Source organism: Streptomyces sp. NPDC012508, assembly GCF_042902595.1.
Lineage (GTDB): Bacteria > Actinomycetota > Actinomycetes > Streptomycetales > Streptomycetaceae > Streptomyces.
This window is the reverse complement of sequence record NZ_JBIBEO010000001.1, coordinates 45,654-58,917: the sequence shown is the minus strand read 5'-3', so window position 1 is coordinate 58,917 and position 13,264 is coordinate 45,654. Positions and strand designations below refer to the sequence as shown.

Genomic DNA, 13,264 nt, shown 5'->3' with positions numbered 1-13,264 from the left:
GCGATTCGGTATCGGTACAGGTCACGGGAGACTTGCGTACCGGGCCCGCGATTCCCGTCGCCCGGTCTTGCCCGCGCGTTCGGTGCTGCCGCACCGTCACTTCATGGCGGAAGGATCGTGCGAGGACGCGCAAGGGCTGCGCCGGAGCTTCTCATGTGGCGGCCGAGGGCGGCCGTAGCCGACGATCTGCCTGCCGTAGGCGCTGGGCGACGACGAGACTCGCAGGGTGATCGAGGCCGCGCACGAGCAGGGTGCCGGAGTGATCGAGTACGAGGTACGGCGGTCGGCGATGCCCGTTGCCTCGTTCGACCTCGCCAGGCAGGCATCGAGGAGGGGTGCCGGCAGGCTCCCGGGGCAGTCCGAGTGGTCCGGCCCGGCGGAAAATCTGGAATTCAGGGTGTTTGGCGATTCGCCTCCGATTGTGCGGTTACCCGCACGGCATGACACGGATATGGCAGCACAAGCAGGATGCGCAGGACCAGCAGGATGGTCGGCATCGTGACGCCGGCCGTGAGGCAGATGACGTGCCTGGCGGCGCGGGACCAGATCCGGAGGTTGAGCGCAGGGCTCCGGACCGGCCCACCGACATGCCGAAAAAGTCGTGGTGGGGGGTGCTGAAGCGGACGGTGGCGGAGTTCAAGGACGACGAGCTCACCGACCGGGCTGCGGCGCTGACCTACTACGGGATCCTGGCCTTGTTCCCCGCCCTGCTGGTGCTGGTCTCGGTGCTGGGCATCATGGGGAAGGCAGCGACGCAGAGCGTCCTGGACAACATCACGAAGCTCACGCCGGGCTCGGCCCGCGACATCATCACCGACGCGGTGACCCAGCTGCAGGCCAGCAGCGGCACCGGATCCGTCCTGGCGATCGTCGGTCTGCTGTTGGCGCTGTGGTCGGCGTCCGGCTATGTGGCTGCGTTCATCCGCACCTCCAACGCCGTCTATGACATCCCCGAGGGGCGTTCGGTGTGGAAGGTCACGCCGCTGCGGCTGGTTCTGACGCTGGTGCTGATGATCCTTGCGTGCGTCAGCGCGCTGATCGTGGTGTTCACCGGGGCTCTGGCCAAGCAGGTGGGCACAGCCCTGGGGGTGGGGGATACCGCGTTGACGGTGTGGTCGATCGCCAAGTGGCCGGTCCTGGTCCTTCTGGTCACGATCATGATCGCGATCCTGTACTGGGCATCGCCGAACGCAAGGGTCCGCGGGTTCAAGTGGATCACCCCTGGTAGCTTCCTGGCTCTGCTGATCTGGATGATCGCTTCCGCGGGCTTCGCGTTGTACGTGGCGAACTTCGGCTCCTACAACAAGACCTACGGCACCCTGGCCGGGGTGATCATCTTCCTGGTGTGGCTGTGGATCACGAACCTGGCGATCCTGCTGGGCCTGGAATTCGATGCCGAGCTAGCGCGCGAACGCGCGATCATCGGCGGCCACCCCGCCGAGGAGGAGCCCTACGTCGAGCCCCGGGACACCCGTACGTGGAGTGACGCCGACCGCAGAGAGATGGGCGGGGGCGGGTGAACCGGCGTCCACTCGGGTGTGAGCTGTGCGCTCGGACGTCGGCAGCGGAGGACGGAACGGGGGACTGAGCTGGGGATGCCCTGTCCCAGCGACGTGGCGGCGGGCGCGGCGATCGGCCTGGCCAGCGCCTGGCCCCTCCATCGCGCGCGCCCCGCCTGCTGCTCCACGCGGCGCTGCAGCTCGCCTTGGCTCGCTGTGGAGAGGGCTCCTTGTTCGGGCGAGTGGGTTGGCGGGGCCCGGGTACCCGCCGGGAAGCGAGGCTACCAAGCCGAAAGATCCCCGGATGGCCGAACAGAAAGGGGCAGGTCACGATGAAGATCAGGTCAGTGGATCACCCGGCGCGCCAGGACGCCGAGGAATCGGTGGGCGAGCTGGTCAAGCAGGCATCGGAGCAGATCTCACGGCTGATGCGGCAGGAGCTGCGTCTGGCCCAGGCGGAGATGCAGCAGAAGGGCAAACGGTTCGGGCTCGGCGGCGGCCTCTTCGGCGGAGCCGGCGTGATCGGCATCATCGCCCTGCAGGCACTCGCCGCCACCGCGATCGTTGCCCTGGACCTCGTCTGGCCACTGTGGGTCTCGGCGTTGACCGTCACGGCCGTCCTGGCGGCTGTAGCCGGTGTGCTTGCTGCCATGGGTAAGAAGCAGGTCAGGAAGGCCGGCCCGCCCGTCCCGGAGCAAGCCATCGAAAGTGTCAAGAGCGACGTGACCGAGATCAAGGAGAGGGCCCACCCATGACCGACCAGTCCCGCCACAACGACACCGCCCCCACCCCTGAGGAACTGCGCGAGCAGGTGGAAGGCACCCGCGAGGAACTCGGCCAGACAATCGAATCGCTGGCCGCCAGGACCGACATCAAAGCCCAGGCACAGCAGAAGGCGGCGAAGGCCAAGTCCCAGATCCAGGACAAGGCCGCCCATGCCCTCCAAGCAGCGCAGGACAAGACTCCCGAGCCGGTACGTGACAAAGCCACCCACGCCAAGCAGCAGCTGACCGAGACCGCCCACAACCTGGGCGACATGATCCAGAGCCGGACTTCCGAGCCGACGCGCGAGAAGGTCCATCTCGCAGCAGAGTCCGTGCGCAGCAGTCGCGGAGTGCTGATCGCCGCGGGCGTGGCCACCCTCGCCGTCGTCTTCCTCGTCCGCCGCACCAGGAGGCGCTGATGAATGCATCCAAAGTCGCCTACAAACCCGTCGGCCTGGCGCTCGGCGCCGCCAGCGGCGCCCTGGCCGGCATGGTCTTCAAACAGGTGTGGAAAGTCATCGGCCACGACCAGGACGCCCCCGACGCCACCGACAAAGACCGCAGCTGGAAGGAAGTCCTGATCGCTGCCACTCTGCAGGGTGCCATCTTCGCGGGGGTCAAAGCTGCGGTCGACCGCGGCGGCGCTGCGACCGTGCACCGCCTGACCGGAACCTGGCCTGGCTCATCTCGGTAATCGCAGTTCGGGATTCAGGCAGCGGACCCCCCGGGCCCGTCACACGCTGAGGGAGACTGTTCCGCAGCCGGCCTGCCTTCCAGCCGGCCTGCCTTCCGCCGAAGCAGACCATGCGTTTCGGACCGCGCCCGCCGAGGCCCCGCAGGCCCTTGACCTTCGTCAGCTCCCCGGTCATCCAGTACGCCGGCTACGGGGAGGCGGCGCGGAAGAGGGCCAGCAGGGCTTGGGCCGGCGGGGTGTCCGTATCGAAGAATTGCGTGGCCAACTCCGGTGATACGGCCGTGCCGTGCATGCGGACCTCGTGGCACTTGAAGCAGAACGCCGCCTCGAACAGCGCCAGGTCGAGGGATTGCTCGTACGCCCGGATACTCCAGCCCGGCGAGAAGCCGCAGCGGTGTTGTCCGCTGCCAGGCAGGGACTCGATCAAGGCCAAGGCGTCGGCGGCCTCGTTCCCCGCCCAGTGGGCGATCACGTCGCCGGGGTATGGGGTGCCCTGCTTGGTCGGTAGGGCGGTGATCCTCACGACCTCGATCAGCGCGGTGGCGGCAACGGCTTCGGCGGGGAGCTGCATGTGCGCAGTCTGCCTGCCAGGTCGTCACCGAAGTGCGCTCACCCTCGCATCACTCCTGCTGGGGGCGCGCCCCGGTCGGTTCCTTCCGGGCCTTCTGTGTCGCACGGAGCCCGGCCCGTGCCGCCGTCTCCCGCAGCAGCAGTAGGGCTGCCGCCGGCGCCGCGGGGCCGGAGCTCCGCGTGGCCAAGGACGCGCCCGCGCGGCGTACCGCGTCGAGGCGGAGGCGCTGGACGCCGACGAGGGCCCGGACGAAGGGCCGGTACGAAGGGTCCACCACGCCCGCGAGGGGAGCAGTTGCCGCGAGGTCGGTGGCGGCCCGGTCCATCTGCTCCTCGACGAGCCGGCCCAGCGCCGCACTGGGCCGGGTGAGGTCGGCGCCGTGGCGTGCCACCGCGTCGGCAGGGACGCCCGGCCGGCCCACACGCACGTCCTCGGAGAGGTCTTCCAGGAAATCGATGCGCTGCATGGCACGGATGAGCCGGTGGCAGCCGTCCGTGAACGCCGCCCGCGCCGACGGGTCCGCGGGCGCGAGGAGACAGGCCGTGAGCATCAGCGCGGGCAGGGAGTACTCCCGTACGTACTGCTCCAGTTCCTCGTCGTCCGCGATGGCCCGCCACGCGACCTCGCGCTCGGAGCCCCGCAGGAACTCGTCCACGTAGGCGCGCACGTTCGGGTGGCGTTCGGCGGTGCGTACCAGGCAACGCAGCACGGCCAGTTCGGAGTCACCTTCGGCGAAGGCCTTCCGTACGAGCCCGCCCCACTCCTCGAGCGCGGCCGCCCGTTCGGCCGGCGCTCCGCTGTCGATCCGGTCGTCGGTGTCGTGCATGAACGCGACGGCGGCCACGACGTGCGGCAGCAGGGCGGCGGGGAGCAGCAGTCGCGCGGCCGCGTACTCGGCCGTCGCGAACTTCCGCACCGCCCGGCGCTGCTCCGTGTAGTCCCGCCGTAGCCCCGGCTCCCTGACCCCGGCCCGGTCGAGGGACTGCTTCCACATGCCGATCTCCTGTCGTCGTCAGCTGCGAGCCTACGGGCGCCCGGGCCACGGACCCGGATGAGCCCCTACATCCCGAAGTTGACGTGACGCAGGGGCAGAAGGGTCCGTAGGCCGAGAACATCGTTCGCAGCGGACCTACGGGGTAGGTGCGTGCAACCGCGCGAGGGTCACTGTGTATGGTGGTGTCACCGACGCGGGGTGGAGCAGCTCGGTAGCTCGCTGGGCTCATAACCCAGAGGTCGCAGGTTCAAATCCTGTCCCCGCTACGAAAGACGAGGGGCCCGGCTCAGCCGGGCCCCTCGTCTCGTTTCCCGCCACGGCTGCCGAGCCAGGAGCTGTCCGGCCGGTCCTGCCTGTGCCGACGGCTTCGGTTGCTCCGACGGTTGGGAAGGGTGGATCAGTAGGCGGAGTCGACGTTGTCGATGGAGCCGTACTTGTCGGCCGCGTAGTTGGCGGCCGCCGTGATGTTGGCGACCGGGTCGGTCAGGTCGTGCGGGGTGCCGTCGACGTGGTAGGCGTCGAAGGTCGGCTGGATGACCTGGAGCAGGCCCTTCGACGGCGTGCCGTTCTGCGCGTTCACGTCCCAGTTGTTCTGGGCGTTCGGGTTGCCGGAGGACTCACGCATGATGTTGCGGTGCAGGCCCTCGTAGCTGCCCGGGATCTGCTCGGCCTTCATGATGTCCAGAGCTTCCTTGATCCAGCCGTCGAGGTTGTCGGCGTACTGCTTCTTCGCCTTCTTGGCCTTCTTCGCCGCCGGAGCGTCCGCCGCAGCCACCTGGGACGCCGAGACATTCGCCGGTACCGGGGCTGCCTGAGCGGGCGACGGGGCCAGCGTGAGCGCCGCAGCCGCGGCACCAGCGGTGGCTATGCCTGCGACGGACAGCTTGCGGAATCGGGCGATGCGGCTGGTGGTGTTCTGCGTGGGGGCGGTCATACGCGAGTAACTCTCCATCTGGGGACGAGGTGGGGATGCCGACCGCATGCGGTGCGGCGGGAGCGGAGCGGCACTCCGCAAGGGGCGGGCGGTCGAGCGAACCTGCACTGCTGTCCGTCCCGCACCGGGATCCCCGGAACGACAGCCATGGTTAGGGGCGCTCGGCGACGAGTGCAAGGATGTGACGTACTACCCCACCGGGCAGCAAATGTCTGGAATGGCCTCCCGCGCTGCACCTGGGCGCGGGATCGCGGGTCCTCCGTGTACTACCTCCCTTAGGACGTGACGTGGCTCTCGTGCGGGGCATCACAACCCACGGCCCCTGTCCGGGCGGCCTCGTGACTGCCCGGTCGAGGCGAATCACGCTCCGTAGGTAGCCGGAGTCGGCGTCACTCAGGGCAGTTCCGGCGGGGCCGGCGCTTCGACCTTCTGGCAGCCCCCGACCGGCCCAGCGGCCTTTCGGCAGGCCCCCCACGCCCGCATCCGCTGCGGACCACGACGAGTCGACGCCGACCCGTGGTGCTGCACTGTCCGCGTACAGCGGGGGACGTGTGCGCGGTAGGGCCGGGCCCGACCTGCCACATAGGACGCAGCGGATAGAGCGGCACTGTCGACGCCGGGTGGAGAGTCCTGGCCCTGTGGGTGTGGACTCTCCACGGAATTCCCCATCAGCAGCGTCAGGTTCCCTAGCCAAACGGTCGAGCACGGCGATGGGTGTCGTCCGTGGTCCCGCCCGGGTAATCCTGAGACGGCCTGCGGCAACCTCCGTATCTTGGCGCCATGACGGACGAGGCAGAGCCGAGGCTTGATCTGAACCGCTGGGGCGACACGTCGGACCCGGCCCCGAAGCGGCGGGGGCCCCGCCAGGACCCGTGCTCGTGCTTCGACCAGTCCAGGCCGCATCCGCGAGCCCGAGTCGGATTTCACGCCGAGCGGCAGGACATCTCAGCTCGGGGCTGGCGTCACCTGCTGGAGCTGATCGACGAGGCCGCCGCCGACGGGCGCGAAGAGTTCCGTCCCCTGACCGAGCTCAGCCCGGAAGAGCGGCGGCAGATCATCACCCTGCCACCGAGCATTGCCAGGCTGACGGCGGTCAGGCATCTCATGCTCTACGGCAGCAATCTGGTCCGGATCCCGCCCGAGATCGGTGCCATGACCAGTCTGGAGGAGTTCACCCCTTACACCTCCTACCGGCTGCACTGGTTCCCCTACGAGATCACCCGATGCCGGAAGCTGACCCGCAGCACGATGAGTACGCGCGCGTTGTTCGGCAACTGCAAGATGCGGCCGCCGTTCCCGCGGCTACAGCCTTCCTCGGACTCCGTCGCGGACCTCGATCCGGGAAACCTGGTTCCCGGGCGCTGGGGCGCCACCGCCATCCACAGCTGCAGTGTCTGTGACCGACCGATGGCACGGAGCGGCCTCCAGCAGGTGTGGATCTCGCTGCGCGTGGCCACTGACGTATTGCCCCTGCTGGTCAGCGCCTGCTCCTCGGCGTGTGTCGCCGCCCTGCCCGGCGGTGCTCGCGACTACATCCCCACACCCCACAAGGGCGGCCGAGTCGACCAGCCGGCGTCCGACTGGGACTGACCAGCCGAACACCTCCTCGCCTGCCGCCTGCCGCCTGCCGCCTGCCGCCTGCCGCCTGCCGCCTGCCGCCCGTCGGCCACGACCAGCGTCAGACCCGGGCGGGGGTGTGGTGCTGGGCCTCAGCGTGGCCCTGGCCGAAGCGCACGTTCTTGTCGCCAGCGCCATCGCCCCTCGGCCAGCGCCCCACCGAGGCCCAGCACCACACCCCCGCCCTTCCGTCGTGACTCCCTTGGTCGGACCGAGGGGGCGGAGGGCGTGACAGGGGCGTGGGCGCCCGGGGGAGCGGTGCGGGTGCGTTGGGGCGGGGGTGGGTGTCTTCCTGAGGGGGCTGGGGCCGGTGGTGTCCCCCGGGGGCGTGCCCGGTCCGCTGCGCTCCCCGGGCCGCGCGCTGCGCGCGCTCACGCCTGTGGGGGCTGACGCGGTCGTATCCGGTCGCGGCCCTCCGCTGCGCTCCGGGCCGCTCTCGTCGGTCGTCCGGACCGGGCCTTCGCTTCGCGAAGGCCCTCGGCGCTGCGCGCCGCCGGACTTCTTGGCCGGGCGCTCCGCACCCTCCTGTTGGCCGTCCGGTCCGGTGCCGTCGCTCCGCGACGTCCCCTCGTCGCTCCGCGACGCCGGACGGCGGTCCCCCTGACGCTGCGCGTCCGGGGGCGGGGGGACACCACCGGCCCCAGCCCCCTCAGGGGCCACGGCTCAAAGGATCAATGCCGTCTGATGAACCTGCTCTGATGAACCTGCGAGTCCTCGACTCCCTGTCCGCGAGGGCAGGGTTACGTCACCTCTGCCGGCCGTCTTCGGAACGTCAGCCACTACGAGACCGTGGTGATCTCCGCCGGTGGCCTTCCCCGCAGGTCGTCCAGGCGATTAAGGGTCTTGGTCGACGTGTTCGCGGACCGCTGCCGCGCCTACGGACTCACCCCGTGAGGAGAGCCAACTGTCTGGCCTGGCGCAGCGACTGACAGGTCGTCGGTCGCTGGACCCTCGTGTGGGGAAGACCGCAGGTCAGGGCGGTTGATCGGGGGATTCAGCGACTGAAGCGACTGAAGGTTCCTATCTGTGACGCACAGGCGCACGCAGGATGGTTTCGCATATTCCCACTCTGGGTCGCTTCGGTCGCTGCGTCGCCGAAGTGCCGCCACTGAGCTGGGCTTTTATTCCTTGAGGGCGGAGCTACCGAGCGCTTCACCGGTCGCTGGCCCGGCCGGAGCGTGGGCCGTTCACGTGCCGGCAGCTACCGAAGCGACGCACGCTCGCGACCTGGCGAACGGTCCACCATGCGGACGTGGCACCTGATCAGGCCAGCCGTCCGAAGATTCTGACGGACCGGACGGTTTTTTTTCGTAGGGATCTACGCTGGGTGATCGAGTTTCGCTAGTGTGTACGCATCGGTACGGTCGCTTCGGTCGCTGATGGGGGATACACATGGCCGATGGGCTGCAATTCTGGCGCGCCGATTCCCGAGAGCCCGGGTGTGGTCCATTGGTCCTGCTCCGGGCACGACCGCATCCCCCGTTCGTGCCGCAGCATCAAGCGCTGTGCTTCAGGGGGTATGTGTGAGCATCGAACCCGGCGACGGGCTCTTCGACGCTCGTGCCGTGGCCGCCCAGATCGTGGCGTACGCCGACACTGTGCCCAAGCAATTCACGCCCTCCGTCCCGGGTACGCCTCCCGTCCCGGGCGCGCCGTCCCTCCCGAACGCGCCCTCCCTCCCGGGCATGCGGCCCGCGCCGGGCGAAGTGCTGCAGCAGGTCCCCGCCCCGGGCTCCGAGTACGCGACGGCGACCGGTCTGCTGCCCGACACGCTCAGCGATCGCGGCAACGCCAAACTGTTCGTCAAGCTCTATGCCAACGACTACAGGCACGTACCGGGCCTCGGCTGGTACCGGTGGGACTGCACCCGCTGGCAGGTCGACCAGGACGACACGGTGATGTGGGCGGCCGGCGACCTCGCCGAGAGCATCGCCACCACCGACCCGCGGGGCGTCTACACCGCCCAGGCCCTCCACCAGCACCGCCGCCGGGCATTGAGCACTTCCGGCATGAACTCCATGCTGGTGCAGGCCAGATCGGCCCCCGGCATGGTCCTCAACGCGGCGCTGCTGGACGCCGATCCGTACGCCCTGTGCACCCCGGGCGGCATCGTCGATCTGCGGACCGGCGGGATCCGGCCGGGCTCGCCCGAGCGGGACTTCCACTCCCGCTCCACCACCGTCAGCCCCCGGCAGATGCCGACGCCCCGCTGGCTGCGCTTCCTCACCGACACGTTCGGCGAGTGCGCCGAAGGCGCGGAGATGATCGACTTCCTGCATGTGCTGCTGGGCTACTCGATCACCGGAGACGTCGGTGGTCAGGTCATGCCCTTCCTGTTCGGTTCCGGCAAGAACGGCAAGTCCGTCCTGCTCGACGTCCTGCTCAAGCTCCTCGGCGACTACGCCGACGCCGCCCCGCCCGGGTTCCTGATGGCCCGGCCTTACGAAGGGCATCCCACGGACCTCGCCGAGCTGCACGGCCGCCGTGTCATCGTCTGTTCCGAGGTGAAGCCGGGTGACCGCTTCGACGAGGCCCGGGTCAAACTGCTGACCGGAGGGGACCGGATCAAGGCGAGACGGATGCGCCAGGACTTCTTCAGCTTCGAACCGACGCACAAGCTGTGGCTGCTGGGCAATCACCGGCCCGAGGTCGGCACGGGCGGCTTCGCCTTCTGGCGCCGGATGCGCATGATCCCCTTCGCGCGGGTCGTCCCCGACGACCGCAAGATCGACAACCTGGCCGACCTCCTCGTCACCGAGGAGGGACCGGGAATCCTGAACTGGCTCATCGACGGCTCCCGCCGCTACCTCGCGGGCGGCAAGGACCTCACCGGGCCCGAGCGCGTCCGGGTGGCGACCACCGCCTATGCGGAGACCGAGGACCACACCGGACGCTTCCTCGCCGAGTCCTGTCGGCTCGAGCCGGACTTGAGGGCCGAACAGACCCAGCTCTACCAGGAGTACAAGGTGTGGTGCCAGAATGAGGGCGCCTCTCCGCTGTCGTCCCGGTCGTTCGCCGCGCGGGTCCGGGAAGCGGTGGGCCTGGCGTCCCCGAAGGGGATGATCCTGTCCAACCAGCGGAAGTACTACCCGGGCATCGGGCTGCTCGTCCAAGAGGAGGACGCATGAGTGCCCTCATCGCAGAGGACGAGATCAGTTACGAGGTCGCCCTCGTGTGGCTCGAGAGCGTCGACGAACTCGACTACGTACGGCAGAGCCTGGACCGGCTGCCGACCCGCCGGGGCAAGCCCGCCTACCACCGCGACGGCCGGATGATCGGCTACGCCCAACTGGGGCCCGGGGCCAGGCCGTCACACTCCTCGGGGACCTTCCGTCGCCGGGTCTTCTGGCTGCTGCCCCACGACCGCGACACCGACCCCGACGGGCTGTACGCGACGGGCGTGCCGGCCGAGGCCATCGATCCGCGCACCCTCGCCCCGGGCGTCAAGGGGACCAAGACCGAGCGGTCCAAGGGGGGATTTGCGGCAGGGTGACGTGCGCGGGCGGATCTGTGTCAGGGCCGCGTGGCGGTCTTCGTCCGGGTGGCGGCCCCTTCCTCTCCTTTCTGTCTACGGCCACGGCCGCTTCCCGAGGCCCGCTTCCCCGTCGGAGACGCGGGTCCTCTTCATTGCCCCTGGACTTCATTGCCCCTGGACGCTTGAGCGGATGGTCAAGTACTTGCAAAGAACCGTCTGCCCGGTATATTTTCGTGCTGCGTAGATGAGCGAGCTGGACGGTGCCACGACCTAGAGCGTGGGCCCTCCGAGGGGGGAATCGCCATGCAGTCGCAGGCGCATGTCCAGATACGGGCTCAGGTGGTGGTCGTCGGGGGCGGCCCGGTGGGGATGTTCCTCGCCTGCGAGCTGGCGGAGTACGGCGTACGCACCCTGGTCGTCGAAACCGGGACCGCCGTGTCCGAGCGGCCCAAGGCGACCACCCTGCACGCCCGGGCGGTGCAGTGTCTGGCCCGTCGCGGTCATCTCGACGGGCTCGTGCGGGTCGACGGCTCCGGGGCGGGCGCGGCCGTCACGCACAGCTCCTTCCACTTCGCGGGCATCCCCGGTCTCGTCGTGTCGGCCCCCGCCGGCGAGCCCAACCCCCTCCTCAAGTGTCCGCAGGAGCAGCTGGAACGGCGCTTCGAGCAGCGGGCCCGGGCCGTCGGCGCGCGGATCCTGCGCGGGCACCGGGTGACCGAGGTGCGGAGGGAACCCGGCGGCGTGCGTGTCACCGTGGAGGGGCCGGCAGGGCGGGTCGTGGAATGCGCGGCCGACTACGTCGTAGGGGCGGACGGTGCGCGGAGCACGGTCCGCGAGCAGGCCGGCATCGGCTCCCGTACGTATCCGGCGACCGTGTCCGCCATGGCGGGCGACGTCCGGCTGGCCGAGGCCGGCGCCCTGCGGCCGGGGTGGCACCGGACACCGCGCGGCTGGATCGTCGTCAAGGACGTTCCCGACGGCACGGTGCGTCTGCGGACCCTCAACTGCGCGGCTGCGCACCGCACGCGGCATCAGCCGCTCACGCTGGAGGAGCTGCGCCGCGAGGTCGGCTGGATCGCCGGCCGGGACATCGCGATGACCTCGCCCCGGTGGCTGGGGCGGTTCAGTGACTTCTCCCGGCTCGCGGACTCCTATCGGTCGGGGCGGATCCTGCTGGCCGGAGACGCGGCGCACGTGCACTTCCCGATCGGCGGTCAGGGACTGAGCACTGGGCTGCTGGACGCCGTGGGTCTGGGGTGGAAGCTCGCGTACACGGTGCTCGGCAAGGCGGGGAAGGGGCTCCTCGACACGTACGACCAGGAGCGCAGGCCCGAGGCGCAACGGGTTATCGACCACACACGGGCGCAGCTCGCCCTGATGCGGCCGGATCCGGAACTCGACCCGCTGCGGGCGCTGTTCGTCGAGCTGTTGACCGGGTCAGGTGCCGGGGGAGGGGAGAGCACCTACCTCGGTTCGATGGTCAGTGCGCAGGGAACTGCTCTTCCGGCGCGTACGGCGGACGCCTCGCCCTGGGAGGGAAGATTCCTGCACAACGTGGGCCTGACGACGTCCGAGGGGCGGACCGATGTGATCGGGCTGCTGCGTGCCGGGCGGCCGCTGCTGTTGCGTTTCGGCGAGCAGGGGCGGCAGTACGGCGAGCACAGGGTGGGGCGGCGGTACGGGATGGTGCGCGTGGTGGACGCCGAGCCCACCCCCGAACTGCCCTGCGACGCGCTGCTCGTACGCCCCGACGGCTACATCGCCTGGGCGCCGGACGGCGAAGGCCTGGACCCTGCTCTGTCGGCCTACTTCGGCGACGGCGCCACCACCGCGCCAGGCGGCGGGCACGCGGAGGCCGGGCACGTTCGGCTCGTCGGTTGACCGGGTTGATCCGGTTGACCCGGTTGACCCGGCAGGTCCGGCACGCCGTCCACGCCTAGCACGCCGTCCACGCCCGGCACGCCCTCCATGCCCGGCGGGATCGTCAGCCGGCCGCTGCCTCGTGACCCTCGGCCGTCAGTGCCCGCAGCTCGTCGGAGATCGCCTCGCCGCGGCCCTCGGAGAAGTCCACGGAGGCGAGCACGGAGGAGACCGCCATGCTGGGCAGCATGTGCCGCAGCAGGTGGGAGACCCGGCGCAGCAGGTCCTGGTACTCGCACACGGCCTGGGACATGGCCTGGACGCCGGCGAAGGCGCCCACCAGGGCTTCGGCGGTCTCGGCCGGGACGACGTTCGGGAGCAACTCGCCCTGGGCCTGGGCCTCTTCGAGCAGGACTCGCACGATCTCGGCCCAGCGCGTGAACGGCCCGCTCCGGTCGAGACCGTGGGCCTGCTGGTCGAGCGAGAGCCGGACGCCCGCCCGGACCATCGGGTCGGTCTGCAGGCGGTAGGCGTGCAGCATGACCGTGTCGACGAGCTCCTGGATCTTGCAGGCGCGCGGGGGGATGGGCAGTGACTGGTCCTGCTCGTGCAGGACGCCTTGGGCCAGGTGCTCCTTGGACGGGAAGTGGAAGTACAGCGCTCCCTTGGTCACACCGGCGGCGGTGAGGATCTCGCTGATCGTCGCCGCCTGGTAGCCACGGCCCTCGAAGACCCTGGCAGCAGCCGAGAGGATCGTCTTCCGAGTCTGGATCGCCCGCTCCTGCTTCACCACGTCGGCCTCCTTCAGTCAGTGAGCCCGGAGACCCAACAAAAAAACCGCCCAGTTCGTATCTTA

At 69.7% G+C, this 13,264-nt stretch carries 12 protein-coding genes and 1 tRNA gene; 9 read left to right on the top strand and 4 right to left on the bottom strand.

The window, feature by feature from the left end:
• Positions 1-440: 440 nt before the first annotated feature.
• From ACFY8U_RS00160 to ACFY8U_RS00145, 4 genes are all read left to right on the top strand, one after another.
• Positions 441-1,520 (top strand): YihY/virulence factor BrkB family protein, encoded by a 1,080-nt coding sequence (locus ACFY8U_RS00160; protein WP_389563562.1) that lies wholly within the window; start codon positions 441-443, stop codon positions 1,518-1,520.
• Between the two features lie 311 nt (positions 1,521-1,831).
• Positions 1,832-2,254 carry a phage holin family protein gene (locus ACFY8U_RS00155; protein ID WP_389563559.1) on the top strand — a complete coding sequence of 141 codons (423 nt, stop codon included), beginning with the start codon at positions 1,832-1,834 and terminating at the stop codon, positions 2,252-2,254.
• Complete coding sequence (locus tag ACFY8U_RS00150; protein WP_389563556.1) at positions 2,251-2,682, top strand: DUF3618 domain-containing protein; 432 nt, start codon at positions 2,251-2,253, stop codon at positions 2,680-2,682. Before ACFY8U_RS00155 ends, ACFY8U_RS00150 begins: the two co-directional genes overlap by 4 nt.
• Complete coding sequence (locus ACFY8U_RS00145) at positions 2,682-2,957, top strand: DUF4235 domain-containing protein (protein ID WP_389563554.1); 276 nt, start codon at positions 2,682-2,684, stop codon at positions 2,955-2,957. The genes ACFY8U_RS00150 and ACFY8U_RS00145 overlap by 1 nt, the downstream gene beginning before the upstream one ends.
• Positions 2,958-3,144: 187 nt before the next feature.
• On the opposite strand, the gene ACFY8U_RS00140 is transcribed toward ACFY8U_RS00145, so the two are convergent.
• The gene (locus tag ACFY8U_RS00140) at positions 3,145-3,528 is read right to left on the bottom strand and encodes a hypothetical protein (RefSeq protein WP_389563551.1); all 384 of its coding nucleotides are present in this window, start codon (positions 3,526-3,528) and stop codon (positions 3,145-3,147) included.
• 49 nt (positions 3,529-3,577) lie between these two features.
• Positions 3,578-4,522, bottom strand: coding sequence for a squalene/phytoene synthase family protein (locus ACFY8U_RS00135; protein ID WP_389563548.1), 945 nt, complete (start codon positions 4,520-4,522; stop codon positions 3,578-3,580).
• A gap of 192 nt (positions 4,523-4,714) precedes the next feature.
• On the opposite strand from ACFY8U_RS00135, the gene ACFY8U_RS00130 reads away from it, so the two are divergent.
• Positions 4,715-4,788 (top strand) — tRNA-Met (locus ACFY8U_RS00130).
• Positions 4,789-4,919: 131 nt separating this feature from the next.
• Here ACFY8U_RS00130 and ACFY8U_RS00125 read toward each other — a convergent pair.
• A complete protein-coding gene (locus ACFY8U_RS00125; protein ID WP_361605028.1) occupies positions 4,920-5,456 on the bottom strand; it encodes a transglycosylase SLT domain-containing protein in 537 nt (178 codons plus the stop codon).
• Between the two features lie 780 nt (positions 5,457-6,236).
• Here ACFY8U_RS00125 and ACFY8U_RS00120 point away from each other — a divergent pair.
• The 4 genes from ACFY8U_RS00120 (at position 6,237) to ACFY8U_RS00105 (ending at position 12,429) form a co-directional block, all read left to right on the top strand.
• On the top strand, positions 6,237-7,046 hold the full coding sequence (locus ACFY8U_RS00120; protein WP_389563543.1) for a leucine-rich repeat domain-containing protein: 810 nt from the start codon (positions 6,237-6,239) through the stop codon (positions 7,044-7,046).
• A gap of 1,712 nt (positions 7,047-8,758) precedes the next feature.
• Positions 8,759-10,201 carry a phage/plasmid primase, P4 family gene (locus tag ACFY8U_RS00115; RefSeq protein WP_389566059.1) on the top strand — a complete coding sequence of 481 codons (1,443 nt, stop codon included), beginning with the start codon at positions 8,759-8,761 and terminating at the stop codon, positions 10,199-10,201.
• On the top strand, positions 10,198-10,566 hold the full coding sequence (locus ACFY8U_RS00110; protein WP_361605025.1) for a DUF6009 family protein: 369 nt from the start codon (positions 10,198-10,200) through the stop codon (positions 10,564-10,566). Before ACFY8U_RS00115 ends, ACFY8U_RS00110 begins: the two co-directional genes overlap by 4 nt.
• A 285-nt stretch (positions 10,567-10,851) precedes the next feature.
• Positions 10,852-12,429 (top strand): FAD-dependent monooxygenase, encoded by a 1,578-nt coding sequence (locus tag ACFY8U_RS00105; protein WP_389563539.1) that lies wholly within the window; start codon positions 10,852-10,854, stop codon positions 12,427-12,429.
• A 103-nt stretch (positions 12,430-12,532) separates the two neighbouring features.
• Here ACFY8U_RS00105 and ACFY8U_RS00100 read toward each other — a convergent pair whose 3' ends face one another.
• Positions 12,533-13,201, bottom strand: coding sequence for a ScbR family autoregulator-binding transcription factor (locus ACFY8U_RS00100; RefSeq protein ID WP_389563536.1), 669 nt, complete (start codon positions 13,199-13,201; stop codon positions 12,533-12,535).
• Between the last annotated feature and the right edge of the window lie 63 nt (positions 13,202-13,264).

Coding starts and splice junctions, on each gene's coding strand:
- ACFY8U_RS00160 (WP_389563562.1), top strand. CDS start 441: ATGACACGGATATGGCAGCACAAGCAGGATGCGCAGGACCAGCAGGAT.
- ACFY8U_RS00135 (WP_389563548.1), bottom strand. CDS start 4,522: ATGTGGAAGCAGTCCCTCGACCGGGCCGGGGTCAGGGAGCCGGGGCTA.
- ACFY8U_RS00110 (WP_361605025.1), top strand. CDS start 10,198: ATGAGTGCCCTCATCGCAGAGGACGAGATCAGTTACGAGGTCGCCCTC.
- ACFY8U_RS00105 (WP_389563539.1), top strand. CDS start 10,852: ATGCAGTCGCAGGCGCATGTCCAGATACGGGCTCAGGTGGTGGTCGTC.
- ACFY8U_RS00115 (WP_389566059.1), top strand. CDS start 8,759: ATGCGGCCCGCGCCGGGCGAAGTGCTGCAGCAGGTCCCCGCCCCGGGC.
- ACFY8U_RS00140 (WP_389563551.1), bottom strand. CDS start 3,528: ATGCAGCTCCCCGCCGAAGCCGTTGCCGCCACCGCGCTGATCGAGGTC.
- ACFY8U_RS00145 (WP_389563554.1), top strand. CDS start 2,682: ATGAATGCATCCAAAGTCGCCTACAAACCCGTCGGCCTGGCGCTCGGC.
- ACFY8U_RS00155 (WP_389563559.1), top strand. CDS start 1,832: ATGAAGATCAGGTCAGTGGATCACCCGGCGCGCCAGGACGCCGAGGAA.
- ACFY8U_RS00125 (WP_361605028.1), bottom strand. CDS start 5,456: ATGACCGCCCCCACGCAGAACACCACCAGCCGCATCGCCCGATTCCGC.
- ACFY8U_RS00150 (WP_389563556.1), top strand. CDS start 2,251: ATGACCGACCAGTCCCGCCACAACGACACCGCCCCCACCCCTGAGGAA.
- ACFY8U_RS00120 (WP_389563543.1), top strand. CDS start 6,237: ATGACGGACGAGGCAGAGCCGAGGCTTGATCTGAACCGCTGGGGCGAC.